The organism is uncultured Exiguobacterium sp., from assembly GCF_964277885.1.
Lineage (GTDB): Bacteria > Bacillota > Bacilli > Exiguobacteriales > Exiguobacteriaceae > Exiguobacterium_A.
On sequence record NZ_CAXYJR010000005.1, the window covers coordinates 879,803 to 906,127 of the forward strand.

General features: G+C 48.7%; 29 protein-coding genes. 27 read left to right on the forward strand and 2 right to left on the reverse strand.

Features of this window, described 5'->3' with window-relative positions; all coding sequences use genetic code 11:
- Positions 1-79: 79 nt before the first annotated feature.
- Positions 80-268 (reverse strand): 50S ribosomal protein L28, encoded by a 189-nt coding sequence (gene rpmB / locus ACHWTJ_RS06095; RefSeq protein WP_023468758.1) that lies wholly within the window; start codon positions 266-268, stop codon positions 80-82.
- Positions 269-551: 283 nt separating this feature from the next.
- Between rpmB and ACHWTJ_RS06100 the strand changes: the two genes are divergently transcribed.
- The 11 genes from ACHWTJ_RS06100 to rnc all read left to right on the forward strand — a co-directional run bounded on the left by ACHWTJ_RS06100 (position 552) and on the right by rnc (position 10,741).
- Complete coding sequence (locus ACHWTJ_RS06100) at positions 552-914, forward strand: Asp23/Gls24 family envelope stress response protein (protein WP_023468757.1); 363 nt, start codon at positions 552-554, stop codon at positions 912-914.
- Positions 915-939: 25 nt separating this feature from the next.
- Positions 940-2,613 carry a DAK2 domain-containing protein gene (locus tag ACHWTJ_RS06105; protein ID WP_394679271.1) on the forward strand — a complete coding sequence of 558 codons (1,674 nt, stop codon included), beginning with the start codon at positions 940-942 and terminating at the stop codon, positions 2,611-2,613.
- Positions 2,614-2,713: 100 nt separating this feature from the next.
- Entirely contained in the window at positions 2,714-3,376 is a 663-nt protein-coding gene (gene sdaAB, locus ACHWTJ_RS06110; protein WP_294745605.1) for an L-serine ammonia-lyase, iron-sulfur-dependent subunit beta, read from the forward strand.
- Between the two features lie 4 nt (positions 3,377-3,380).
- Positions 3,381-4,277, forward strand: a complete 897-nt coding sequence (gene sdaAA, locus ACHWTJ_RS06115) for an L-serine ammonia-lyase, iron-sulfur-dependent, subunit alpha (protein ID WP_023468754.1) — start codon at positions 3,381-3,383, stop codon at positions 4,275-4,277.
- Positions 4,261-6,291, forward strand: coding sequence for an ATP-dependent DNA helicase RecG (recG, locus tag ACHWTJ_RS06120; protein WP_294745608.1), 2,031 nt, complete (start codon positions 4,261-4,263; stop codon positions 6,289-6,291). The genes sdaAA and recG overlap by 17 nt, the downstream gene beginning before the upstream one ends.
- An 85-nt stretch (positions 6,292-6,376) precedes the next feature.
- Positions 6,377-6,946 (forward strand): transcription factor FapR, encoded by a 570-nt coding sequence (gene fapR / locus ACHWTJ_RS06125; protein ID WP_023468752.1) that lies wholly within the window; start codon positions 6,377-6,379, stop codon positions 6,944-6,946.
- A complete protein-coding gene (plsX, locus tag ACHWTJ_RS06130) occupies positions 6,943-7,938 on the forward strand; it encodes a phosphate acyltransferase PlsX (protein ID WP_294745611.1) in 996 nt (331 codons plus the stop codon). Before fapR ends, plsX begins: the two co-directional genes overlap by 4 nt.
- A 17-nt stretch (positions 7,939-7,955) precedes the next feature.
- Complete coding sequence (gene fabD, locus ACHWTJ_RS06135) at positions 7,956-8,876, forward strand: ACP S-malonyltransferase (protein ID WP_035396761.1); 921 nt, start codon at positions 7,956-7,958, stop codon at positions 8,874-8,876.
- Entirely contained in the window at positions 8,873-9,604 is a 732-nt protein-coding gene (fabG, locus tag ACHWTJ_RS06140; RefSeq protein WP_035396763.1) for a 3-oxoacyl-[acyl-carrier-protein] reductase, read from the forward strand. The genes fabD and fabG overlap by 4 nt, the downstream gene beginning before the upstream one ends.
- A gap of 70 nt (positions 9,605-9,674) precedes the next feature.
- Entirely contained in the window at positions 9,675-9,914 is a 240-nt protein-coding gene (acpP, locus tag ACHWTJ_RS06145; protein WP_029342095.1) for an acyl carrier protein, read from the forward strand.
- A gap of 56 nt (positions 9,915-9,970) precedes the next feature.
- On the forward strand, positions 9,971-10,741 hold the full coding sequence (gene rnc / locus ACHWTJ_RS06150) for a ribonuclease III (protein WP_023468747.1): 771 nt from the start codon (positions 9,971-9,973) through the stop codon (positions 10,739-10,741).
- Positions 10,742-10,811: 70 nt separating this feature from the next.
- Here the strand turns inward: rnc and ACHWTJ_RS06155 are convergent, their stop codons facing one another.
- Positions 10,812-11,012, reverse strand: coding sequence for a DUF1128 family protein (locus tag ACHWTJ_RS06155; protein WP_023468746.1), 201 nt, complete (start codon positions 11,010-11,012; stop codon positions 10,812-10,814).
- A gap of 126 nt (positions 11,013-11,138) precedes the next feature.
- Here ACHWTJ_RS06155 and smc point away from each other — a divergent pair, with 126 nt between their 5' ends.
- The 16 genes from smc to dprA all read left to right on the forward strand — a co-directional run bounded on the left by smc (position 11,139) and on the right by dprA (position 26,301).
- Positions 11,139-14,702, forward strand: coding sequence for a chromosome segregation protein SMC (gene smc / locus ACHWTJ_RS06160; RefSeq protein WP_394679272.1), 3,564 nt, complete (start codon positions 11,139-11,141; stop codon positions 14,700-14,702).
- Positions 14,699-15,703, forward strand: a complete 1,005-nt coding sequence (ftsY, locus tag ACHWTJ_RS06165) for a signal recognition particle-docking protein FtsY (RefSeq protein ID WP_294740822.1) — start codon at positions 14,699-14,701, stop codon at positions 15,701-15,703. Before smc ends, ftsY begins: the two co-directional genes overlap by 4 nt.
- A gap of 99 nt (positions 15,704-15,802) precedes the next feature.
- Positions 15,803-16,123 (forward strand): putative DNA-binding protein, encoded by a 321-nt coding sequence (locus tag ACHWTJ_RS06170; RefSeq protein WP_023468743.1) that lies wholly within the window; start codon positions 15,803-15,805, stop codon positions 16,121-16,123.
- Between the two features lie 12 nt (positions 16,124-16,135).
- Positions 16,136-17,485, forward strand: a complete 1,350-nt coding sequence (ffh, locus tag ACHWTJ_RS06175; RefSeq protein ID WP_023468742.1) for a signal recognition particle protein — start codon at positions 16,136-16,138, stop codon at positions 17,483-17,485.
- Between the two features lie 93 nt (positions 17,486-17,578).
- Complete coding sequence (rpsP, locus tag ACHWTJ_RS06180; RefSeq protein WP_023468741.1) at positions 17,579-17,854, forward strand: 30S ribosomal protein S16; 276 nt, start codon at positions 17,579-17,581, stop codon at positions 17,852-17,854.
- 62 nt (positions 17,855-17,916) lie between these two features.
- Positions 17,917-18,426, forward strand: coding sequence for a ribosome maturation factor RimM (gene rimM, locus ACHWTJ_RS06185; protein ID WP_023468740.1), 510 nt, complete (start codon positions 17,917-17,919; stop codon positions 18,424-18,426).
- The gene (trmD, locus tag ACHWTJ_RS06190; protein WP_394679273.1) at positions 18,423-19,151 is read left to right on the forward strand and encodes a tRNA (guanosine(37)-N1)-methyltransferase TrmD; all 729 of its coding nucleotides are present in this window, start codon (positions 18,423-18,425) and stop codon (positions 19,149-19,151) included. Before rimM ends, trmD begins: the two co-directional genes overlap by 4 nt.
- 111 nt (positions 19,152-19,262) lie before the next feature.
- Positions 19,263-19,616 (forward strand): 50S ribosomal protein L19, encoded by a 354-nt coding sequence (gene rplS, locus ACHWTJ_RS06195; protein WP_023468738.1) that lies wholly within the window; start codon positions 19,263-19,265, stop codon positions 19,614-19,616.
- Between the two features lie 104 nt (positions 19,617-19,720).
- Positions 19,721-20,260, forward strand: a complete 540-nt coding sequence (gene lepB / locus ACHWTJ_RS06200; protein WP_294740829.1) for a signal peptidase I — start codon at positions 19,721-19,723, stop codon at positions 20,258-20,260.
- 147 nt (positions 20,261-20,407) lie between these two features.
- Complete coding sequence (gene ylqF, locus ACHWTJ_RS06205) at positions 20,408-21,271, forward strand: ribosome biogenesis GTPase YlqF (protein ID WP_035396901.1); 864 nt, start codon at positions 20,408-20,410, stop codon at positions 21,269-21,271.
- 51 nt (positions 21,272-21,322) lie between these two features.
- A complete protein-coding gene (locus ACHWTJ_RS06210) occupies positions 21,323-22,075 on the forward strand; it encodes a ribonuclease HII (protein ID WP_294740831.1) in 753 nt (250 codons plus the stop codon).
- A 12-nt stretch (positions 22,076-22,087) separates the two neighbouring features.
- Positions 22,088-22,954 (forward strand): flagellar hook-length control protein FliK, encoded by an 867-nt coding sequence (locus ACHWTJ_RS06215; RefSeq protein WP_394679274.1) that lies wholly within the window; start codon positions 22,088-22,090, stop codon positions 22,952-22,954.
- The gene (locus ACHWTJ_RS06220; RefSeq protein ID WP_023468733.1) at positions 22,951-23,211 is read left to right on the forward strand and encodes an EscU/YscU/HrcU family type III secretion system export apparatus switch protein; all 261 of its coding nucleotides are present in this window, start codon (positions 22,951-22,953) and stop codon (positions 23,209-23,211) included. Before ACHWTJ_RS06215 ends, ACHWTJ_RS06220 begins: the two co-directional genes overlap by 4 nt.
- Before the next feature lie 87 nt (positions 23,212-23,298).
- Positions 23,299-24,459: an ADP-forming succinate--CoA ligase subunit beta gene (sucC, locus tag ACHWTJ_RS06225; RefSeq protein ID WP_023468732.1), complete on the forward strand. Its 1,161-nt coding sequence runs from the start codon at positions 23,299-23,301 to the stop codon at positions 24,457-24,459.
- Positions 24,460-24,472: 13 nt separating this feature from the next.
- Entirely contained in the window at positions 24,473-25,390 is a 918-nt protein-coding gene (sucD, locus tag ACHWTJ_RS06230) for a succinate--CoA ligase subunit alpha (protein ID WP_023468731.1), read from the forward strand.
- 83 nt (positions 25,391-25,473) lie between these two features.
- Entirely contained in the window at positions 25,474-26,301 is an 828-nt protein-coding gene (gene dprA / locus ACHWTJ_RS06235) for a DNA-processing protein DprA (RefSeq protein WP_294740834.1), read from the forward strand.
- The last annotated feature ends 24 nt before the right edge of the window (positions 26,302-26,325 follow it).

Sequence of the window (26,325 nt, forward strand, 5' to 3'; positions counted from 1 at the left end):
GGCGACAATTAGTTTATGAGAAAAATAAATGAGGGTATAAAAAAACCGGAAGGGAAGATTCCCATCCGGTGGTTGCGCCTTATACGCGTTCGACTTTACCTGATTTAAGAGCTCGAGCTGAAACCCAAACCTTTTTCGGCTTACCGTCGACGAGGATACGTACTTTTTGTACGTTGACTCCCCAAGTACGTTTTGTTTTGTTCAATGCGTGTGAACGGTTGTTACCCGACTTTGGCGATTTCCCAGTAACGTAGCATTTACGTGCCATGCGTTCCGCCTCCTTTTATGTTGTTTTGCGTTCGTCCTAATAGACACTTTGCTATCTTAGCATGGTGTCAGGGCGGTTGCAACATAAAAAAAGTAGCTGACAAGAAAAAAACTTGACAGACAACCTCGAAATTTAAAATAATGGATGAGGATGATGGTAAAAGTTCATTTGACCGCTACTATTTTTCACTTATTCATTGTATAGTCAGTACGGCGACTTTTCAATAGTAGGTCCTTATAGTAGAATTATGAGAAGAATACAATATTCAAAGGGGGCTACTCAGGTGGCGATCGAGATGAAAACGACCTATGGAAAGATTGATGTAGATAATGATGTCGTCGCGCAACTTGCGGGCGGCGCAGCAATGGAATGTTTTGGTGTCGTTGGTATGGCATCCCAGTCTCAAATCAAGGATGGTCTTGCTGAACTCTTAAAACGTGAGAACTTTGCACGCGGTGTCATCGTTCGACAGGCTTCAGAGCAGGTCCATATCGATATGCATATCATCGTAAGTTATGGAACGAAAATCTCAGAGGTGGCGAATAACGTACAGAGTCGCGTGAAATACACGCTCAGTCAGGCACTAGGTCTTGACGTGACATCTGTGAACATCTTTGTCCAAGGAGTCCGCTTGACGAATGTCTAAGGCGGGAATAGAGGAGGAAACTTTAGTGAGTGTAGATCGTTTAACAGGAGCGCAGTTAGTCAAGATGATTCAAAATGGCGCGGCGAATCTCTACCAAAATGCAGATTTCGTCGATTCATTGAACGTCTTCCCTGTGCCAGATGGTGATACGGGAACGAATATGAATTTGACGATGACTTCAGGTGCAAAAGAAGCAGGTAAATCAACTTCGGATTCTGTATCGGAAGTCGCGAACGTCTTCGCACGTGGATTATTGATGGGGGCGCGCGGAAACTCTGGCGTCATCTTAAGCCAATTGTTCCGTGGATTCTCGAAATCAATCGAAGGCAAAACAACGATTGATACGAAGGAATTCGCAGATGCATTGCAAAAAGGTGTCGACACAGCATACAAAGCAGTCATGAAACCGGTCGAAGGAACAATCTTGACGGTTGCTCGTGAGACAGCTGTTGCAGCCATCGCACAATCTGAGACAACGACGGATTTCTTGGAATTGATGCGTCAACTCGTCGAAGCTTCGAAAGTATCGCTCGACGGAACACCTGACCTTCTCCCAGTATTAAAAGAAGTCGGTGTCGTTGATTCTGGTGGTCAAGGTCTCGTCTGTATCTATGAAGGATTCCTTGCAACACTTGAAGGAAAAGAACTGGATAAACCACATGCGCCAGTCATGGAAGCACTCGTCGAAGCAGAGCATCATAAATCGGCTCAAAGCTTCATGTCGACAGAAGAAATCCATTATGGCTACTGCACGGAAATCATGGTTCGCTTCCAAGATGACAAATTAGCGAACGCACCATTCAGCGAAGAAGCATTCCGGAACGAATTAGCGGAATTCGGTGATTCGTTGCTCGTCGTCGCAGATGAAGAACTCCTGAAAGTTCACGTCCACGTTGAAACACCAGGAGAAGTCATCACAAAAGGACAACGTTTCGGTGAGCTCGTCGCTGTTAAGATTGAAAACATGCGTCAACAACACTCGACGATCCTCGAAGAAGAAGGCGCGAATCAAGTCACTCCAGTCGCTGCACTGAAGGCAAAAGCGAAAGCCGCCCTCGTGACAGTCGCAATGGGTGAAGGAATCAGCGAACTCTTTAAATCACTCGGTGTCAGTGTCGTTATCGAAGGCGGACAAACGATGAACCCGTCAACGGAAGATATCGTTAAAGCGATCGAGGATGCACATGCTGAACATGTTTATGTCTATCCAAACAACTCGAACATCATCATGGCCGCTGAACAAGCAGCATCTGTTGCGAATTGTGGTGTGACAGTCGTGAAATCAAAAACAGTCCCACAAGGTTTAGCAGCAACGATCGTCTATAACCCGGAAGCGACTGTCGAAGAGAACGAAGCGCACATGGCAGATGCGATTGCAGCCGTTAAGTCAGGACAAGTCACATATGCCGTACGTGATACGAACATCGATGGTGTAGAAATCAAGAAAGACGACCATATGGCGATTGCTGAAAAACAAATCGTCGCTACGGACGCTTCAAGTCTTGGTGCTGTCAAGAAACTCGTCGATACACTCGTCACGGAGGACGACGAAATCATCACGGTTCTTTACGGTGAAGGCGTATCGACGGAAGACGTTGAGTCACTCGTCGAATATATTGAGTCGATCAATCCGGATGCTGAAGTGGAAGTCCACGACGGCAAACAACCACTTTATTCGTACATTTTAAGCGTCGAATAAAACCATCATACTGAAAAAGGGCGACTAGCCTTTTCACGAATCCCACCATCTGCGATAATAGAGGTGGGATTTCGTTTGTTTCATAGAGAGGGGAAAAGAGATGAAATATCGTAGCGTCTTTGACATCATCGGACCAGTCATGGTTGGTCCATCAAGCTCGCATACAGCGGGAGCTGCACGGATCGGATTGATGGCGGGTAAATTATTCGGGGAAACACCTAAAATCATCCACATCACGTTTTACGGTTCATTCGCTGATACGTATCGTGGACATGGAACAGACGTCGCCATCATCGGCGGTGTTCTTGGATACGATACGTTCGACGATCGGATTCCACAATCGATCGATATCGCGAAGTCAAAAGGGATCGAGATTCATTTCGAGACGAGCGAAGCATTGACGGATCATCCGAATACGGCTCGTGTCCATTTGACGAATGGAATAGAAGAGTTTGAATTGGTCGGTATTTCAATTGGTGGGGGAACGATTGAAATCACGGAATTAAATGGTGTACCGCTTCGTTTGTCCGGTGGGGGACCGGCACTCGTCGTCTTGCACCATGACCGCTTTGGTGCGATTGCAGCCGTGACAAGCATTTTGGCTGATTACGAAATCAACATCGGGCATATGGAAGTGTCACGGCATGAAAAAGGAAAACAAGCACTCATGGCAATTGAGATTGATGACCGGATAACGGCAGAAGTGTTGGAAGAAATCGATCGGTTACCTCAAGTCGAGCGTGCCGTCATGATGGGAGAGTGAAGACATGTTTAAATCCGTAAAAGAACTCGTCGCCATCGCGACAGAACGAAACATTCCGATTTCGGAAGTCATGATTGAGCAAGAGATGACGGTTCGTCATTTAGAGCGAGATGAAGTCTATGCGATGATGGAACGAAACCTACAAGTGATGGAAGAAGCAGTTGCTCGTTCGCTTGATGGTGATGGTGTCCAGTCGGTGACAGGACTAACTGGTGGAGATGCTGTCTTGCTTCAACGGTACCGTGCTTCAGGTAAAGGATTATCCGGTGATTTATTACTGGACGCCGTTAGTAAAGCAATCGGAACGAATGAAGTCAATGCTGCGATGGGGAAAATTTGTGCGACACCAACGGCAGGGAGTGCCGGCGTCGTGCCCGGTACGCTTTTTGCCGTCAAAGATCGGTTAAACCCGACGCGTGAGCAAATGCTACGCTTCTTATTCACATCCGGTGCGTTCGGCTTCGTCGTCGCGAACAATGCGTCGATCTCCGGAGCGGCTGGTGGCTGTCAGGCAGAAGTTGGTTCAGCAACAGCGATGGCAGCAGCTGCCATCGTTGAAATGGCGGGCGGAACACCGGATCAGTCAGCACATGCTTTTGCGATCGCTTTGAAGAACATGCTCGGACTCGTCTGTGATCCTGTTGCAGGACTCGTCGAAGTACCATGCGTGAAACGCAATGCGATGGGCGGGGCGAATGCTGTTGTCGCTGCCGACATGGCACTCGCTGGAATCACGTCACGGATTCCGTGTGATGAAGTCATCTCAGCCATGCATGAGATTGGTCAGATGATGCCGTCTGCGCTTCGCGAGACAGCAAAAGGTGGACTCGCGAATACGCCGACGGGTCGCTGGCTCGAAGCGAAAATTTTCGGAGAGTTATCGAATGAATCCATCACGTGACGTCAAGACATTAAAAGGTGTCGGACGGGATTTAGCGAAAAAACTAGAAGAGATGAATATTCTCACCGTTGCGGACGTGCTCGAGCACGTCCCGTTTCGTTATGACGACTTCGTGACGGGAAGTCTAACGGAAGCAATCCATGAGGATAAAGTCAAGTTCACGGGTCAGGTCCAGTCTGAACCACTTGTGCGCTATTATGGCAAAGGAAAAAATCGTTTAACATTCCGTCTGCTCGTTGAAGAACGGTATAGTGTGACCGTAACGATGTTCAACCGGGCATTCTACAAAGACCAATTGCAACTCGGGGCAGAAGTGACGGTCAGTGGCAAGTGGGATTTACACCGGATGACGATTTCTGCGACGGAATTGCAATTCGGGGCAATCGAAGGCGAATTGACACCCGTTTACTCGCTCCGGGGTGACATGCGGATGAAGACATTCCGACGCGTCGTCGACTTGGCGTTCAAGGAGACTGAGGCATTAGCTGAACGAATCCCGGATAGCATCCGGAAGACGTACCGGTTACAGGACCGGATGACGATGTTGAAGGCACTCCATTTCCCGACGAATCGACAAGAATTGACGGCTGCTCGGCGCAGTTACGTCTATGAGGAATGCCTCTATTTCCAACTGAAATTACAGGCGTTGCGTCTTGGACGACGAAAAGGTCAAGGGATCGCTCTGCCACTGCATGAAACGGATATTGCGAATTTCATCAAGAGCCTGCCGTTTCCGCTGACAGGAGCGCAACAACGCGTGACAAAAGAAATCTTAGACGACATCGGACGCGGTGAACGAATGAATCGGTTGCTGCAAGGGGATGTCGGAAGCGGAAAGACTGTCATCGCAGCCATCGCCTTGTTCGCGACGGTTCGTGCCGGAAAACAAGGTGCCTTGATGGTGCCGACCGAAATTTTAGCGGAACAGCATGCAGCATCGCTCGCCCCATTGCTTGAACCACTTGGGATTCGGGTCGGTCTACTGACGAGTTCTGTTAAAGGGAAAGCGCGCGCACACTTGCTCGAAGCCCTCGCAACAGGAGAGATCGACGTCTTGGTCGGGACACATGCGCTGATTCAAGACACTGTCCAGTTCAAGGCATTACACCTCGTCATCACCGATGAACAACATCGCTTCGGTGTCGAACAACGGAAACGATTGCGCGCGAAAGCCGAACAGGCAGATGTATTATATATGACAGCGACACCGATTCCGCGTACGCTTGCGATATCGGTCTTTGGAGATATGGATGTTTCGATCATCGATGAGATGCCGGCGGGACGAAAGGAAATCGAGACCTACTGGGCGAAACCGCAACAGATGGAACGCGTTTTCGGGTTCGTCGAGAAAGAATTGTCGCAAGGTCGACAAGCCTACGTCATCACGCCATTGATCGAGGAATCCGAATCACTCGAAGTTCAAAATGCGATCGAATTACATGCGACATTGACCGAGCGGTTCAAGCCTTATCATGTCGGTTTGATGCATGGGCGCTTGACTTCTTCAGAAAAAGACGAGGTCATGCAGGCGTTTAAGGAGAATACTGTTCAAATCCTTGTTTCAACGACGGTCGTCGAGGTCGGCGTGAACGTTCCGAACGCGTCGATCATCGTCATTCATGATGCAGAACGCTTTGGTCTTGCGCAGTTACACCAATTAAGAGGGCGCGTCGGTCGAGGCGATGCCCAGTCGTACTGTATTCTAATCGCCGATCCCTCTTCCGATACGGGAAAAGAACGGATCAAGACGATGACGGAGACGAACGATGGCTTCAAGCTAGCGGAAAAGGATTTAAAACTGCGCGGAGCCGGAAATTTCTTCGGTACCGAACAAAGTGGATTACCGCGCTTCGTCTTGACTGATCCTGCGCTCGATATACAAGTCATGGAAACTGCGCGACAAGATGCAGTCCGCTTACTGCGATCGGACGCCTTTTGGCAGGCACCGGAATACGATGTCTTACGTGACTATATCGAACGACAAGGGCTACTTGAAGGAGAAAGAATCGAATAATACTTGAAAGTGAACAACAAGGGATATATACTACTGTTAGTACCAGGTAATAATAGTGGTCATCCTTCTTGTGGGAGGAACATACATGCGGGTACCTAAAAAAGAGAGACAACAAGAATTATTACAGACGATCGAGCAAAATCCGTTCATCACGGATGAAGCGCTGGCGACACGATTCCGTGTCAGTATCCAGACGATTCGTCTCGACCGGATGGAATTAAAAATTCCGGAATTACGGGAGCGAATTAAACACGTCGCGACCGAACGGCTGGATGATGTGCGTACGTTGACTGAAAATGAAGTCATTGGTGATATGATTGACCTGAAACTCGATACATCTGCGATCTCAATCCTTGAGATTTTGCCGGAACATGCGTTTAGTCGGAATGCGATCGCCCGCGGACATATTTTGTTTGCGCAGGCAAACTCGCTTGCGATTGCGCTCATCGACGATGAACTCGCGTTGACGACACGTGCGAACGTTCAGTTCACACGCTCCGTTCATGTCGGGGAACGCGTCGTTGCGAAGGCGTTCGTCAGTTCTCATCGTCAAGATGGGCGTTCTGACATCACGGTGGAGAGTTATGTCGGTGAAGAATGTGTCTTTATCGGTGAGTTCACGGTGTATCGAAGTAGTAAGGAGGAATCGAAATGATTTTAGCAGTTGACGCTATGGGGGGCGATCACGCACCCCGTGCCATCGTAGAAGGGGTCGTTGCCTATTTGGCAGAACGTCCAAACGAAAACATCGATATCCGACTAGTCGGAGATGAGTTGAAATTACGCTCATACACAATCGAGGATCCGCGCGTGACGATCGTCCACGCGGCATCCGTCATCACCGGAGAAGATGAACCGGTACGTGCGATTCGCCGCAAGAAAGATAGCTCACTCGTTGTGGCTGCAAACCTGGTGAAATCAGGAGAGGCTGATGCCTTGATTTCAGCAGGCAACACGGGAGCGCTCATGACTGCCGGATTGTTCGTCATCGGTCGAATCGAAGGAGTTGACCGTCCTGCACTGGCCCCGACTTTCCCGACACGTAATGGGAAAGGTGTCGTCATCTTAGATGTTGGCGCCAACCCAGATGCGAAGGCAGAGCATTTGCTCGATTATGCCATCATGGGGTCTGTCTACGCAGAACAAGTTCGCGGCATCACACGACCGAAAGTCGGACTCCTGAATATCGGATCAGAAGCCGGTAAAGGGAATGCACTGACGAAGGAAACGTATCCGCTACTTGAGACAGCACCGATTCATTTCGTTGGGAACGTCGAGGCGAGAGAAGCGATGAGCGGTGATGTCGATGTCATCGTCACGGAAGGTTTTGCTGGTAACACGTTACTTAAAAGTACTGAAGGGGCAGCCAGTATGATCATGGGTGTCATGAAGGAACAATTCATGAGCTCGTGGACATCAAAGCTCGCCGCTCTCGTACTGAAACCGAAGTTAAAAAAAATGAAGCAGTTGCTCGCCTATGAAGAATATGGCGGTGCCGGACTATTCGGCATTTCGGCTCCGGTCATCAAGGCGCATGGTTCAAGCAATGCCTATGCATTCAGCCGAGCGCTCGTTCAAGCTGAAAAGATGGTCGAACAAGAAGTCGTTGCTAAAATCGTTCAGGCGAAGGCAACTGAAGCACGTTAAGAAGGAGTGAGACGGAGATGGGGAAAACAGTTTGGATGTTTCCGGGACAAGGGTCACAGACGCCTGGAATGGGACAGACGCTCATCACGCAAGACGAGACACGCCAAGCACTCGCTGACCTCGGAACGCGAATTGGTCTGGATCTGACGACGCTGATGACGACAGGGACGAAGGATGAATTGAAAGCAACAGATATCGCTCAACCAGCCATCGTCGCACACAGTGCATTACTCGCACAGCAGTACGCAGCACAAGGACATACACCTGATTTCGTACTCGGACACAGTGTTGGAGAATATAGCGCGCTCGTCGCAGCTTCTGTCATCACACCGTCTGAAGCCGTCTATCTCGTCCGCGAACGCGGAAAACTCATGAATCAAGTCACGGGTGGAACGATGGCGGCGGTCATCGGCATGAATGATGTCGAGGCAGCCCATCACGCGGTCGAATCGATTGCGGCGACGGGAGAAATCGTTCAAATCGCCAACTACAACTGTCCTGGGCAATTCGTCATCTCCGGACAAATCGCAGCGGTCGAATCCGCTACAGCGAAGTTAAAAGAGCTCGGAGCAAAACGTGTCTTACCGCTTGATGTCTCAGGTGCGTTCCATTCGTCACTCATGACACCATTCGCACCACGCTTCGAAGACATTCTCGTCTCGTCACCGTTTGAAGCGGCGAAGACGAAATTCATCTCGAACGTCGACAGTGCGTTCCACGATCAACCAGACGAATTGATTCGTTTGCTCGTTCAGCAGCTCTACTCACCGGTCCGGTTCGAATCATGTGTTGAGCGTCTGATCGAAGAAGGTGCGGATACATTCATCGAGTTTGGTCCATCATCTCCGTTGAGCGGTCTCGTGAAACGAATCAAAAAAGATGCGAAAATCATCAGCATCACGACACTTGAGCAATTGGAAGCGGAGGGAATTCGTTGAGTAAAGTAGCACTCGTCACTGGCGCGTCACGCGGCATCGGAGCTGCCATCGCGAAGCGATTGGCAACAGATGGTTTCCGTGTCGTCGTCAACTATGCAGGAAGCACGGACAAGGCGGAAGCGGTCGTCCGTGAAATCAAGGAAGCAGGCGGAGAGGCACTCGCGATTCAAGCGAATGTCGCTGAAGCAGATGCTGTCAAACAGATGATCAAACAGACGATCGACACGTTCGGTCAACTGGATTGTGTCGTCAATAATGCCGGTATCACGCGTGATGGTTTGCTGATGCGCATGAAGGAAGCGGATTTCGATGCTGTCATCGATACGAACCTGAAAGGGGCGTTTCTCGTCACGCAAGCTGCGACACGTCCATTGTTAAAAACAAGCGGTCGTATCATCAACATCGCATCAGTCGTCGGTATTTCCGGAAATCCAGGGCAAGCGAACTATGTCGCAGCGAAAGCGGGTCTGATCGGGCTGACGAAATCCGTCGCACGTGAACTCGCGAGTAAAGGCGTCACAGTCAATGCCATCTGTCCAGGCTTCATCGAGACGGACATGACGGACGAATTGACGGAAGAACAGCGGAACCTGTCACTCGGACAAATTCCGTTGAAACGCTTCGGTCAAACGGACGATATCGCTTCACTCGTCAGTTTCATCGCTTCAGATGAAGCGCGATACATCACAGGACAAACTCTTGCCGTCGATGGCGGCATGACGATGTAACACAACTAACGGTAGTACTTTGCCAAATCGGCAATCATCTTATATACTCAACTCATGGAGGGATTTCAAAATGACAAAAGAACAAATCTTAGTAGACGTACAAGAAGCAATCGCAGAAAAATTAGGAAAAGAACAAAGTGAAATCACACTTGATAAATCGTTCAAAGACGACCTCGGTGCTGACTCTCTCGAAGTCATGGAACTCGTCATGGACTTAGAAGACAAGTTCGAAATCACGATCGAAGATGAGCAAGCAGAAAACTTGAAGACTGTCGGCGATGTCGTCAACTACATCGAAACACAAGTCTGATCATTGAAGCTGACCCACCGCAATGTGCGGTGGGCTTTAGCTGTTTAGGAGGAACTATGACGAATCAAAAAGGACGTCGTGTCCGAAAAGGACCCTATGTAAAACGACGCAAGGATGCTCGGACGCTCGCTCAAATCGAGCAGAAATTCGAAGCGTTACAAGAGCGCCTGAATATCACGTTTTCTAATGTCGAACTATTAAAACAAGCCTTCACGCACTCTTCGTTCGTCAATGAACAACGCGAATCTGAAGGAGATAACGAACGCCTAGAATTTTTAGGGGACGCTGTCTTAGAGTTGACGGTGTCACGCTATCTATTCGAACACTACCCGGAACGTTCCGAGGGGGAATTAACGAAATTGCGAGCGGCAATCGTCTGTGAACCGTCACTCGTCCAATTTGCGAATCACTATCAGTTTTCCGATATGATTCTGTTAGGTAAGGGGGAAGAACTGACCGGTGGTCGGAATCGTCCAGCCTTACTTGCGGATGTCTTCGAATCCTTTATTGGCGCCTTGTATCTTGACCAAGGCATCGAAGCAGCCGAACGATTCCTCGCCGAAGCGGTTTTTCCGAAAGTGGCGACAGGCTTCTTCGAAGAACAGACGGACTTCAAGAGTCAATTACAGGAAGCGATTCAACGTGTCGGCTTAGGTGTCATCGAGTATGAAATCATCGAGGAGCGCGGTCCGGCGCATAGTCGGGAATTCATCTCGCGTGTCCAAGTCGCGGATGAACTCGAAGGAATTGGAACGGGACGTTCGAAAAAAGAGGCAGAACAACAGGCAGCAAAACAAGCCTTACTTGAATTAAAGAAACAGTTTTAAGCAACAAAAGGCCGACCATCTCTCGAATACGTGAGAGATGATCGGCCTTTATCGTGTGAAGTTCGCTTGATTAGACAGTCTTGAGGGATTTCAGTTCGTCGACGATCGCGTCGACCTCTGCCAGTGATAATGAGTCGCGCATCATGACGAACTCATAAATCTCTTTTAAGTCCTCATTTTTTGAACCGTCGAACTGTTCTGCTTTAATGACCCCTTTATTGATGATGTTCAATTTATCTAAGATCGCTTCAATCATTTGTTCAATCGTCATCGTGTTATTCGCTCCTCTTCTTCTTGTTTCGCGTGATACTACCTTAAAACCTATCATGTTGCTCGCGTTTCGGCTATGGTAAACTGAAAGAAATTCAAAAGAAATTTAAACATACGGGTGATCAAGATGTACTTAAAACGAATTGAAATCAATGGCTTCAAATCATTTGCCAGTCGAACTGAACTAGAATTCCTTCCGGGTGTCACGGCAGTCGTCGGACCGAACGGAAGTGGGAAATCAAATATATCGGACGCTGTCCGTTGGGTGCTCGGAGAACAATCGGCGAAGTCACTGCGTGGGGCGAAGATGGAAGACGTCATTTTTGCCGGCAGTCTGTCTGAACACCGGAAACAATTTGCCGAGGTGACGCTCGTCTTAGACAACGAGTCGGGAACGGTTGCGTTACCGTATCAAGAAATCAGCGTCACGCGGCGTGTCAGCCGCAACGGAGACAGCGATTATTTTTTAAATAAAAAACCATGTCGCCTTAAGGATGTTCTTGATCTGTTCATGGACACAGGCTTGTCGCGTGATGCTTTTGCGATCATCGGACAAGGGCGAGTTGAACAAGTCATCTCCGGTAAACCGGAAGAACGTCGTGCTGTCATCGAGGAAGCAGCAGGCGTCTTGAAGTATCGTCATCGCAAGAAGCAAGCCGAGCGGAAATTAAGTGATACGGAAGCGAATCTATCGCGTGTCGATGATATTTTATATGAACTCGGCGGACGAATCGAGCCGTTACGTGAACAAGCGGCGCTCGCGAAAGAGTATCTCGTCGCTCGAGAACGGCATGATGTCCTCGAGCGTGGCATCTTGGCGCATGAAATCACGACGTATCAGACGGAGCTCGAAACATTGGCGCGTGACATCGCACAATGTGAAGAACGCCTTGCGTCTCAAAAGACGACTTACGAAGAGACCGTCGTGTCCCGAGAGAATCAAGAATCGGCGCTTGAAGAAGAACGACAACAAGAAAACGCGTTGCAGGAGCAACTTCGACATGTCTCGACGCGACTTGTTGAAATCCAAGGTGCCCTTAACCTAGCGAAAGAGCGTGAAAAACACGGGACCGAGACGAAAGAGCGACTCGAACAAGAGGTTGCCGTCGTCGAAGAACGCGTCAAAGAACTGGAACGCGAACTGACCGCTTTACAGGAACGCCAAGCAGAAGTCGATCAGCAAGCAAAGCGGATCACGGCTGAACGAGAACGAGCCGATCAAGCGCTGACACAAACTGATCGTGATTTTGATAAGGAAGCTGAAGTATTACGTTCAGAAGCCTTTGAAGTGGCGAGCCGATTAGCTGCGACGAATAATGCCTATAATCGAGCGAAGCAAGATCTCATGCAGGCAGAAGAACAAAAACGTTCATTTACGGCGGACAGCGGTACGAAACAATCGACGCGTCGTCAACTCGAGGAAGACGTCGCTCGACTAGAAGCGGATGTCGCTTCGATCCGGACGAAGTTGGACCAAGCAACAGAAGAAGAGACAACGGCACTTGCGGCACGAAATGAACAACAACATGCGTTACGCCAAGTCGAACAGTCCGTTGCGGATTTAGAGCGACGTCGGCATAAGACGGAAGACCGAATTGAATTCCTGGAATCCGTCAAAGCCGACTATAGCGGTTATTTCGGTGCCGTTAAGACGATTTTAAAACAACGAGATCAGCACCCAGGTATTTACGGAGCGGTCGCGGAGTTGATTTCGGTTCCGGCGCGGTTTGAAGCGGCAATCGAGACAGCGCTTGGTGGGGCGATGCAAAACATCGTCGTTGATACCGATGCGACAGGACGTCGTCTGATCCAGGAGCTTCGTCGATTAAATGCCGGTCGAGCGACGTTCATGCCGCTCGCCTCACTCCAAGCACGCGAAGTCAATCGTTCAGTACGAGAACAAGTCGGGGCGATGTCTGGGTTCGTTGGGATCGCAAGCGATCTCGTGACGACAGACGAGACGTTGACGAAATTAAAGATGAACTTGCTCGGTACGACACTCGTCGTCGAGTCACTTGAACAGGCGAACCACATCGCCCGTTCGACAGGACATCGCTATCGTCTCGTCACGCTCGAAGGAGATGTCGTCAACGTCGGCGGTACGATGACCGGCGGAAGTCGGAAAAAAGGCACACCATTGTTCAGTCAATCGCGCGAACTTGACGAGTTAAAAGAGGGACTGACGCGTGGGCAAGCGGTCATTCGGGAGCAGATGCGCCGCTTGGAAGATCTGAGAGCGGCGATCCAGACTCTTGATGCCACTGCTCGGACACGGACAGAAACGATTCAAGCATTACAAGGGCAACTCGAACAATCGCGCGATACGTTAGCAGATGCGAAGCGTCATCTCGCTGTCATGACGTCTGAATTGTCGGTTGAAGATCGACAGATGGCACGTGTACTCGAACAAGAGAGGGAAGCACGTCGAATCATCGAGACGTCGGAAGTCGAGATTGTAAAATGGACGGAGCGTCAAACAGAGCTCAGACAAGCCTTAGATCGTCTCAAGGATGCGCAAGCCCGTGGTGCCGTCACGATGGACGAACTGAAGAAGGAACAAGCGGAAGCAGTTCTCGAAGAGCGGACGATTCAAATGAAACAAGCGCAGCTTTCGCAAGAGATCGAACGCCTGACGGAACAGGTCAGTCACGCGAAGCTTGAGCGTGGTCATAAACGCCGTGACTTGCGTCATGTCCTCGAAGGATTCGATGAAGCGAAAATCGATGCCTTGCACGCGGAACAGCGTGAACAGGAACAGGAACAACAACGGGTCGAGACCGAACTCGTCGCGATCGGGCAACGGATTAAAGTACAAGCAGAATCCCTGCGCTTGATCCGGATCCGCGAAGCGAAAACGAAGGACGATCAACAAACGACGAAACAGGCACTCGAGCAACTACGACTCTCGCAAGGGAAAACGAGCACGCGTCTTGAGACAAGACAAGAAATGCTGGAAGAGATGGGATTACTGCTCGAACTGATTGCACCTCTTGATCTATCGTATGAAGAGGCAAAAGAGGAGATTCATCTGCTCAAACGCCAACTCGAAGAAATCGGTATCGTCAACATCGGTGCGATTGAGGAATTCGCAGAGGTCGATGAACGGTTTACGTTCCTATCCGCGCAACGGGATGATCTCGTCGCTGCTAAAACGGATCTCTATGGCGTCATCGAAGAGATGGACCGAGAAGTCATTCGGTTGTTCCGTCAAACGTATGAGTCTGTCCGAGAACACTTCCGGGAAACATTCCGAGAGTTATTCGGGGGCGGTGAAGCCGATCTAGTCCTTGTTGACCCGAGTGATCTGTTAACGAGCGGAATTGATATCGTTGCGAAACCGCCTGGTAAGAAGCTGCAGAATTTATCGCTCTTGTCCGGTGGAGAGCGTGCCTTGACAGCCATCGCCTTATTATTTGCGATTCTAAAGACACGTCCTGTCCCGTTCTGTGTCCTCGATGAGGTCGAGGCAGCGCTTGACGAAGCGAACGTCGCGCGATTCGGCGAGTTCGTCCATCAGCTAGCACGCGAGACACAGTTCGTCATCATCACCCATCGGAAAGGGACGATGGAGGCGGCAGATGTCCTTTATGGCGTCACGATGCAACAAAACGGGATATCTGAAGTGTTATCCGTTAAACTAGAAGAGGCACGACGTACATTAAGTGAAGAACCAAAGGAGATTAAACGATGAGTTTCTTTAAAAAACTGAAAGACCGCTTAACGACTTCGACGCAAGAAGTCACGACGAAATTCACGCAAGGACTGACGAAGACACGCGATGGGCTGGCAAGTGCCGTCAATGATCTCGTCTATCGTTTCCGCGAAGTCGATGAAGACTTTTTCGAAGAATTAGAGGAAGTGTTGATTCAAGCCGACGTCGGTGTGACGACGACAATGGATTTGGTAGAGGAATTAAAGACTGAAGTCAAACGACGTAACGTTAAGGATCCGAAGGAAGTCCGGGATGTCCTCGTTGAAGTCGTCGCTAAGATGCTAGTCGAAGAGGAAGAGACAGCCCTTGATCTTGATCATGAGCTGAATGTCATTCTCTTCGTTGGTGTCAACGGGGTCGGGAAGACGACGACGATCGGGAAACTTGCGAACCGCTTGAAACAAGAAGGCAAGAGCGTCATGTTAGCAGCGGGGGATACATTCCGTGCGGGTGCGATCGATCAACTGCAAGTCTGGGGCGAACGCTCCGGTGTACCGGTTATCCGTCAAGGCGAAGGATCGGATCCGGCTGCTGTCGTTTACGACGCTGTCCAAGCGGCGAAAGCACGTAAGGTCGATGTCCTAATATGTGATACGGCAGGACGTCTTCAAAATAAGGTCAACCTGATGAACGAACTCGAAAAGGTCAAACGCGTCATCGAACGTGAGATTCCAGGTGCACCCCATGAAGTGTTACTAGCGCTTGACGCGACGACAGGGCAAAACGCGATGGTGCAGGCAAAAGCCTTCAAACAAGCGACGAACGTCAGTGGAATCGTCTTGACGAAGCTTGATGGCACGGCAAAAGGTGGAATCGTCCTTGCAATCAAGAACGAATTGAACCTCCCGGTCAAGTTCGTGGGTCTTGGTGAAAAAATCGATGATTTACAACCGTTTGACGCAGAACAATTCGTGTATGGACTGTTTGGCGATGTCTTTGAAGAAAAAGAAAACGTCGAGACGGAAGAAAGCGCGGAATAAGCGGCGTTTCATGTAAAGAAAAAAACTTGACAACACACTGTGGGGGCTGTACTATACTATCTGTAAAGGAATTTCACTTAACATTGCGGAGGTGCTCGGATGACACTTGATAAAACGAACCGGATGAATTATCTGATTGACTTTTATCAGGAGCTTTTGACGCCAAAACAACGGAATTACATGTCACTCTATTACTTAGATGACTTTTCCTTAGGTGAGATCGCCGATGAGTTTGAAGTCAGCCGACAAGCAGTCTACGACAACATAAAACGCACGGAAGCCATGCTCGAGCAGTATGAAGAACGACTATCGCTGTTTAAGAAACACGAACGGCGAAAGCAGTTACTCGATCAGCTGAAGCAATGCGACCTTCCGGGTGAAGCCCTAGTGATCATTGAGACATTGGAGCAATTAGAGTAGGAGGCATTCTTAATGGCATTCGAAGGATTATCGGAACGGCTTCAAGCCAGTCTCGCTAAAATGCGAGGTAAAGGTAAGATTTCTGAAGCAGACGTCAAAGAGATGATGCGCGAAGTTCGCTTAGCGCTACTCGAAGCCGACGTCAACTTCAAGGTCGTCAAACAATTCGTAAATGATGTAAAGGAACGCGCTGTCGGACAGGATGTCATGACGTCTTTGACGCCAGGGCAACAAGTCGTCAAAATCGTCCATGATGAATTGACGAATCTGATGGGTGCAGAAGTGTCACCGTTGACGCTTGCGAACCGTCCTCCGACCGTCATCATGATGACAGGTTTGCAAGGGGCAGGTAAAACAACGACAACGGGTAAACTTGCCAATCATTTACGTAAAAAACATAATCGTAGTCCTTTGCTTGTTGCGGCGGATATTTATCGTCCGGCAGCAATCAAACAATTAGAGACACTCGGAAAGCAATTGGAGTTACCGGTCTTCTCGATGGGAGATCAGGTTAGTCCGCAAGAAATCGTTACCGGTGCACTCGATTATGCAAAAGAGCATCATCACGATATCGTGTTGATCGATACGGCAGGTCGCTTACATGTCGATGAGGAACTGATGCAGGAACTCGTTGATGTCAAGGAGATCGCCAAACCGCATGAAATCTTCCTTGTCGTCGATTCGATGACGGGTCAGGATGCCGTCAACGTCGCAGAGAGCTTCAACGAGAAGCTTGGCGTAACGGGAGTCGTTCTGACGAAGCTCGACGGAGATACGCGAGGTGGTGCAGCACTCTCCATCAAGGCAGTCACCGGAGCACCGATTAAGTTCGTCGGTCTTGGAGAGAAGCTCGATGCCATCGAACCATTCTATCCCGAGCGGATGGCGTCTCGGATTTTAGGCATGGGAGACATGCTGACACTGATTGAAAAAGCAGAGTCACAAATGGACGCTACGCGTGCCAAAGAGTTAGAAAGCAAAATGCGCGATGCATCGTTTACATTCGATGATTTCATCGAGCAGTTGCAGCAAGTGAAACAGATGGGTCCACTCGACGAATTGTTGGGAATGATCCCTGGGGCAGGTAAAGGCAAGATGAAGGGGTTGAAAAACGCCCAAATCGATGAGAAGCAACTCGTGTATGTCGAAGCGATCATTCAATCGATGACGAAACGAGAGCGGACTGAGCCTGAAATCTTGAATGCGAGTCGCCGGAAGCGGATTGCCCGCGGTAGCGGACGTAGTATCCAAGAAGTCAACCGTCTCATTAAACAGTTCGAAGACATGCGGAAAATGATGAAACAATTTTCCGGACAGATGGGCAAAGGGAAAAAGAAAGGCTTTGGCCTTCCATTCTTTTAAAAGTCTTTTCTCTTTTGCTGTAACGTTGTATACTAATGAAGTTGTCAATTTGACTAAACGAAAAAATCATTTATTATTTGGAGGGACTTACGAATGGCAGTTAAAATTCGTCTTAAGCGCATGGGCGCAAAAAAATCACCTTTCTACCGTGTGGTAGTAGCAGACTCACGTGCACCACGTGATGGTCGTTTCATCGAGCAAATCGGATACTACAATCCAGTTGCTAAACCAGAAGCAGAAGTTAAAATCAACGAAGAGCTAGCTCTTAAATGGCTCTCTGAAGGTGCTAAACCTTCGGACACAGTTCGTAACCTCTTCTCACAAGCTGGTATCATGGAGAAATTCCACAACGCGAAACTCGCGAAGTAAGACGTTAGGAGGTGAGCGAAAGCTTACCTCCTTTTTTTAATTCAAGAAAGGAAGTGAAACGAATGGAATGGTTGGAAATTGCGAAAATCGCCAACACGCACGGTCTAAAAGGGGAATTGAAATTACTCGCAAGCACGGATTTTCCGGAAGAACGCTTTAAAGTCGGAAAAGAAGTCTTTCTCGGCTCTGAAGGGACGTATACACCAGTAACGATCAGTGGCTACCGGAAGCATAAACAATTCATCATGGTGACGTTCAAAGGGATGCATCATATCAATGACGTCGAGAAGTACAAAGGATTGAAACTTTATGTCCACGCAGAAGATTTGCAGGACTTAGACGAGCATGAATTTTACTATCATGAGATCATCGGTTGTACGGTTTATGACGGTGAGACGAAAATCGGAGTCGTCTCCGACATTCTCGAAACGGGCGCAAATGACGTCTGGACGATCAAACGTGACGGAAAAAAAGATGTCCTGATTCCGTATATCGAGCAGGTCGTCGCTTCCGTCGACGTCGAACAGAAACGCATTCAAATCACGCCGCTTCCGGGACTGATCGAAGAATGAACATCCGTGTGTTGACGCTGTTTCCAGAAATGTTTTCAGCGCTTGATCATTCGATCGTCAAGCGAGCGCAAGACGATAAACACGTCAAGCTCGAAACAATCAATTTTCGAGACTTCTCAACGAATCGACATGGTAAGGTCGATGATTATCCGTATGGCGGAGGAGCAGGCATGCTGTTGACACCTCAACCCGTCTTCGATGCGATGGCAAGTCTGCCGGAACGAAAACGACGAATCATCGTCATGACACCGACCGGTAAACGGTTTTCGCAACGAATGGCAGAAGAGTGGGCAAACGAAGAAGAGTTAGTCTTTTTATGTGGTCACTATGAGGGGTTTGACCAGCGGATCCATGATCAGTTAGTGACGGATGAGGTCTCGCTCGGAGACTTCGTCTTGACGGGAGGAGAACTCGCGGCGATGACGATGATTGACGCCGTCGTCCGTTTGTTACCTGACGTCCTCGGTGCGTCTGCAAGTCACGAAGATGATTCCTTCTCGACGGGACTTCTCGAATACCCGCACTATACACGTCCGGCAGATTATAAAGGATACCGAGTACCCGATGTCTTATTATCAGGCAACCATGCCCGGATTGAAAAATGGCGACGGGAACAGTCGCTGAAGCGGACATTAGAGCGTCGTCCGGATCTGTTGGCTGATGTTTCATTAACCGATGACGATCGTCGTTATTTAGACTCGATTTCAGGATTGTCAAACGACTGAATCTATGATAAGTTAAAACATGTGGCAAAAGCCACCCATTAACGATGTTCCGCTGTCGGATGCTTGAAGCAAATGAAGATAAGAACATTGGTGAAAAAGGAGAAATCATTCATGAACACACAACAATTGTTCCGTGAACTTACACAAGAACAAATCAAGTCAGACGTCCCTGCGTTCCGTCCTGGGGATACAGTCCGTGTACACGTTAAAGTCGTCGAGGGTACGCGTGAGCGTATTCAGCTCTTCGAAGGCGTAGTCATTAAACGTCACGGTGGCGGCATCAGTGAAACATTCACAGTCCGTAAAATTTCTTACGGAGTTGGCGTTGAGCGTGCTTTCCCGCTCCACTCACCACGTGTTGCACAAATCGAAGTCGTTCGCTACGGTAAAGTCCGTCGTGCGAAACTTTACTACCTCCGTAACCTTCGTGGTAAAGCGGCGCGTATTAAAGAAATTCGTCGTTAATCATGTGAAAAAGTGGCTTGTCTCCGGACAAGCTTCTTTTTTTTGCTGTTTATGCGTATACTAATCCTTAGGAAGAAATTGTGTTAATCAAAGGAGTGGAATTCGTGAAGGAGTTATTCAGCTGGGTAAAGGCGCTCGTCGTAGCGCTCGTCATCGCGTTCATCATTCGAACGTTCCTGTTCGTACCTGTCATCGTTGATGGGGAATCGATGATGCCGACCTTACACAATGCGGATCGGATGATCGTCAATAAGATCCCGTATTATTTTAATGAACCAGAAAGAGGCGATATCGTCGTCTTCCATGCGACAGAAACACGCGACTATATCAAACGAGTCATCGCTGTTCCTGGAGATACGATGTATTATAAAGACGATACGTTGTACGTCAACGATAAGAAAATCGCTGAGCCGTACTTGAAAGAGTACAAAGCTCAGATGAATGGTGTTCCATTGACGGAAGACTTCACGCTTGAGGAACGGACAGGAAAAACGACTGTTCCAAAAGGCAAGGTATTCGTTATGGGAGATAACCGTCAGAACTCAAAAGATAGTCGTGATATCGGTTTTGTGGATGAAGATCAAATCGTTGGAACGACGAACTTCGTTTTCTATCCATTCAATGACTTACGCTCTGTCGATTAAAACGAACGAAGATGAGACGCTTACTGTGAAAAGTAAGTACCTCATCTTCTTTTCTTGTCTGAAGTTGCGTATACTAGGGAGTGGATGTTTTTTCAAGTATCGTATGATCAGCAAGAAGTCCAGGAATATATGAACGAGGTGAAGGATATGACGATTCAATGGTTCCCCGGTCACATGGCCAAAGCACGGCGGGAAGTCACAGAAAAATTAAAGTTGATCGATGTCGTGATCGAACTCGTCGACGCACGTCTTCCAATGTCGAGCCGTAACCCGATGGTCGAACAAATCACGGCAGGTAAGCCACGATTAATCGTTCTTAACAAAGCGGATATGGCGGACAAACGAGTGACGGAACAATGGATGCAGGCATTACGGGCAGATGGTGTCGATGTCGTCGCGGTCGATGCGAAGCACAATAAAGGATTGAATCAAATCCACGAAGGTGCTTTACGACTAATGAAAGAAAAACATGCACGAATGAGGGAGAAAGGTCGGAACCCGAGTGCAATTCGTGCCTTGATCATCGGCATTCCGAACGTCGGGAAATCGACGCTCATCAATCGACTCGCCGGTCGAAATATCGCAATCACGGGTGACCGTCCAGGTGTGACGAAACGTCAGCAGTGGATTAAGATGAAAACAGGTGAGATGGAATTACTCGATACGCCGGGTATCCTCTGGCCGAAGTTCGACGATCAAGTCGTCGGGTATCGGCTGGCCGCAACAGGTGCGATCAAGGATGATATCTTAAACATCGATGATATCGCGTTGTTTGCTCTTCGCGAGCTAAAGACACGCTATCCGGAGCAGTTACGTGAGCGTTATCGTCTCGACGAAGTATCAGGAGAAGCAGTTGATGTACTCGAAGCAATCGGTAAAAAGCGCGGATTCGTCTCGGGTGGCTACGTCGATTTCGAGCGGACGAGCGAGATGCTCCTGCATGAATTACGAACGGAAAAGCTCGGTCGGGTGACGCTTGAAACAGTCGAAGAGTGGGAAACGCATGCATAACGGACTTGGACATCCTTTGATGTCCAAGTTTTTTTCAAAGGAGCAGGATGTATGAAGATAGCAGAATTAAAAGAACGATTGCAAAAAGCGACACTAGAAGAATTTATTCAGATAAAGCAGGAACTGGCGTCAGATACGCGAAAAGGGGTGCATATGCTGTTTCGTCAGACGGAACGACGATTTGCGCTCGAAGAGCAACAACGGATCGATTTTAAGGAGCGACTCGCGTTTGAAGACGAGTATCGTCAGCAAGGGTACGTTCGGATTGCAGGAGTGGACGAAGTCGGACGAGGTCCACTAGCTGGTCCGGTCGTCGCAGCAGCTGTTATCTTACCAGACGGTTTCTATCATCCAGGACTAACGGATTCAAAACAGATGAGTAAAGTACAGCGGCAAGCGGCACTGAAGCATCTGCAAGAAGTTGCTGAGATTGCGATTGGCATCATCGAACCGGCTGAAATCGACGAAATCAATATCTATCAAGCATCGAAACGGGCGATGCAAGACGCAGTACACCAATTGCAACCGGATGCCTTACTTGTCGACGCGATGACACTCGACGACGATACGCCACAACTCTCTCTCATCAAAGGAGATGCGCGAAGTGTCTCCATTGCTGCTGCAAGTGTCGTTGCGAAAGAGACACGAGATGCGATGATGGAACAATACGCGATCGAGTATCCAGGATATGGATTTGAAACACACGCAGGTTACGGAACACCAATACATTTACAAGCGCTCGATACATTGGGCGTCACACCGATTCACCGGAAAACATTCCGTCCTGTCAAAGAACGTCTTTAGGAGGGATCGAGCATGCAAATCGAACATCGCGCCTTACTTCCATTTAAAATCATAGATCATGCGAACCTACCGTTACGGGAAGGCGCAAACATCGTCGGTAAAGTATTGAAGCTGTTGCCGGACGGATTGATGGAACTCCAAGTCGGTCAACGCGTCTTGACGGCAGGGACGACAGCTGAACTAAAAGAGGGGAACATGTATCGCTTTCAAGTCGTGTCAGCAGAGGGACAACCGGTCCTAAAAATCATTTCGACCGAGTCTGTTCCGCAAAAGTCGGCTCTTCCCCAGTTACTTGATTCCTTTTTACAACGCCAGACGGTACCGACTGCACAAACACGGGAACTCCTAAGGCAAATTGGTCAACCGGTGACGGAAGGAGAAGTGAAGCAGTTAAAGCACGCTCTTACCGAACTCGTTCAACTGGCAAAGGGTGATGAGACGGGTCGAACGCTTGATCGAAAGACGAGTGATCAGATTTTAGCGCAACAACTCGTCCAAGCAACGAACGAAGCAGGGAAAGGAGTCTATTTATTTCAATTACCTCAATTTGGACCGTTCGAAGATGTGGACCTGATGATGGAAGCACCGTTCGAACGGACGTTTGATCCGAATCATGCCCGTGTCGTCTTATATCTTCAATTACCGACGCTCGGTGAGGTCGCTGTTGACGTCTTGATTGCAGACCGGAATGTTTCGATATCCGTATTTCATCCGAATGCGCACGTCAATACGTTCATGCGCGCCTACACACCGCATATCCAGACTCGTCTTGAGGAACAAGGCTATGCATTGACGCGATTCGATTGGGTCGAACAGACGAAAGAGCGCGTACCGCATGATATCTCAACGCGTAACGAAAGGGTGGATCTTCATATATGAAAAAAGCAATAGCTCTATCATACGAAGAACAGATGCATGCCCCAAAAGTCGTCGCTAAGGGATCGGAACACATTGCAGAACGGATTTTAGAAGAGGCATTAAAACATGATATTCCGATTCGGCAGGACGAAACGCTGATGACGTTACTAGACGCTGTTCAAGTATCAGAACAGATTCCAGAAGAATTGTACGGTGTTATTGCTGAGTTATTCGCCTTTTTATATCGTCTCGATCAAGATGAAATTCTGAAAAAATAAAGCTTTCGGTCGATAACGATAGACAGCGCTTCCAATTTTAACTACAATGAAAGAGCCGAAACTAAAGGGGTTAAGGGGGATTTTTTCATGAATGTACATGAGTATCAGGCAAAAGAATTACTTCGTTCGTACGGTGTACCCGTACCAAACGGAATCGCAGCCTTCACCGTCGAAGAGGCGGTCGATGCATCAGAACAATTGTCAGGCCCGATTAAAGTCGTCAAAGCTCAAATTCACGCGGGGGGACGCGGTAAAGCAGGTGGCGTCAAGCTTGCGAAATCGCAAGAAGAAGTGAAAGAATATGCGACGGAGTTACTCGGCAAAACGCTCGTCACGCACCAAACAGGTCCAGAAGGAAAAGTCGTTCAACGTCTTCTTGTCGAAGAAGGTTGTGCGATTGACAAAGAATACTATCTTGGAATCGTACTTGATCGTGTGACAGGACGTGTCGTCATCATGGGATCAAGCGAAGGTGGTATGGATATCGAAGAGGTAGCGGAAGCGACACCAGAAAAAATCATCAAAGAAGTCGTCGATCCTGCAGTTGGTCTTCAAGGATTCCAAGCGCGTAAACTTGCGTTCGCAATGGGTGTTCCTGTGAAGCTCGTCAACAAGTTCGTCGGCATGGTCACGAAACTCTACAACTTCTTCGTCGACAAGGATTGTTCGATCGCAGAAATCAACCCACTCGTTACGACGAAGGATGGCGAAGTCCTCGCACTCGATGCGAAGTTGAACTTCGACTCAAATGCATTGTATCGTCATGCGGACATCGTGGCGTTACGTGACGAAACAGAAGAAGATCCACGCGAAGTCGAAGCATCAAAGAGTGATTTGAACTACATCGCGCTCGATGGAAACATCGGCTGCCTTGTCAATGGTGCGGGTCTTGCCATGGCAACGATGGATATCATCAAACACTTCAGTGGTGATCCTGCGAACTTCCTCGATGTCGGTGGTGGTGCGACGAAGGAAAAAGTAACAGAAGCCTTCAAACTGATCTTGTCGGATGAGAACGTCAAAGGGATTTTCGTCAACATCTTCGGTGGAATCATGAAATGTGACGTCATCGCAGAAGGTATCGTCGCGGCGACAAAAGAAGTCGGTCTCGAATTGCCACTCGTCGTTCGTCTTGAAGGGACGAACGTTGATGCAGGGAAACAAATTCTCAAAGATTCAGGTCTAGCGATTACAGCAGCTACATCAATGGCAGACGGCGCAGAAAAAATCGCTGCGCTCGTGAAGTAAGGGGGAGCTAAAGATGAGTATTTGGGTGAACGAATCGACGAAAGTCATTATTCAAGGGATTACTGGTAACCAAGGGATGTTCCATGGTGAACAGATGATTGACTACGGCACAAATCTCGTAGGCGGTGTCACACCAGGAAAAGGCGGTACGGAAGTACTCGGTGGTGTCCCTGTCTTTGATACGGTCGCACAAGCGGTCGAAAAAACAGGTGCGAACGCATCGATCATCTACGTTCCACCAGCATTCGCAGCGGATGCAATTATGGAAGCAGCAGACGCGAACATCGCGTTGATCATCTGTATCACGGAAGGTATTCCAGTTCTTGATATGGTCAAAGTAAAACGTTACCTCGAAGGTAAACCAGTTCGTCTCATCGGACCGAACTGCCCGGGCGTCATCACTCCAGGTGTCGCGAAACTTGGTATCATGCCAGGATATATCCATACACCAGGTCATGTCGGTATCGTCTCACGTTCTGGGACTTTGACGTATGAAGCTGTCCATCAATTAACGACGGCTGGCATCGGTCAATCGACAGCTGTTGGTATCGGGGGCGACCCGGTTAATGGAACGGACTTCATCGATACGCTCAAAGCGTTCAATGAAGACCCAGAAACAAAAGCCGTCATCATGCTCGGTGAAATCGGTGGAACGGCTGAAGAAGAAGCGGCTGAGTGGGTCAAAGCGAACATGACGAAACCAGTCATTGGTTTCATCGGTGGTCAAACAGCTCCTGCCGGTAAACGGATGGGTCACGCAGGTGCGATCATCTCTGGCGGTAAAGGAACAGCTGCTGAAAAAATCAAGACACTCCGTGCAAATGGAATCGAAGTAGCAGAAACACCAGCTGTCATTGGTGAGACGTTAATCCGTGTCATCAAAGAAGCAGGGATCTATGACGAGTGCGTGACGAACAGCACAGTCAAATAAATCAAAAAAAGGAGCTGTCCTGATCAAATCAGGACGGCTTTCTTCTATATAAATAAGAAGCTTAAATAAGGAGCGTTGATTTCATGAAACGTGAACTGTATGTCCGCTTCGCCATGTGTCAGGTACCGTACACGATCGTCCGATTGATTGAGCAATTCGGAATCGTTCCCAGTCATGAATTACCCGTTTCGACGCGTCTTCGAAAACGGTATGAACAAGCACTCCAGCTTGATTGGATTGAAGAGTCGATTCTAGTCAAAGGAGATCCATTGTTTCCGACTGCGTTACTGACGATCCCTCAACCGGTCTATGCCCTCTTTTACCGCGGTGATCCGTCCCGCCTAACACTCCCACGCGTCAGTATCATCGGTAGCCGTACTCCCTCACCGCAACACCTTTCCCGCATGCGCTTCCTGCAATCCTTCTTTCACCCAGATCTCGCCACCGTTTCCGGAGGTGCTTATGGTATCGATTCCCTCGTCCATCGCTTGTCCTTAAAACACCAGCAGACAACGATTGCGGTTCTCGCTGGCGGACTTGACCGCCTCTATCCTACTTCCCATGCTACTCTATTTGAACGTATCCTCTCGCACGGTCTTCTTCTCTCCGAATATCCACCCGGAACTCCTATTCAAAAATTTCAATTTCTAGAACGAAATCGGATCATTGCTGGCTTGTCTTCATCATTGATCATCGTCGAAGCGGCGAAACGAAGCGGTACGATGAACACTGCTAATCACGCGCTTGACCAAGGAAAAGATGTCTATTGTTTGCCGGGTTGTCCCACGGAATCGTTCTTTACCGGAACGAATCAATTGATCGCAGAAGGTGCGATTCCACTCCTTGATCCGGAAGAAGTTTCAAAAAGTATTCGGCTGAACGTTGACAAATGGGAATCGAGACTACTATGATAAGTGAGATTAAAATACGAGTAC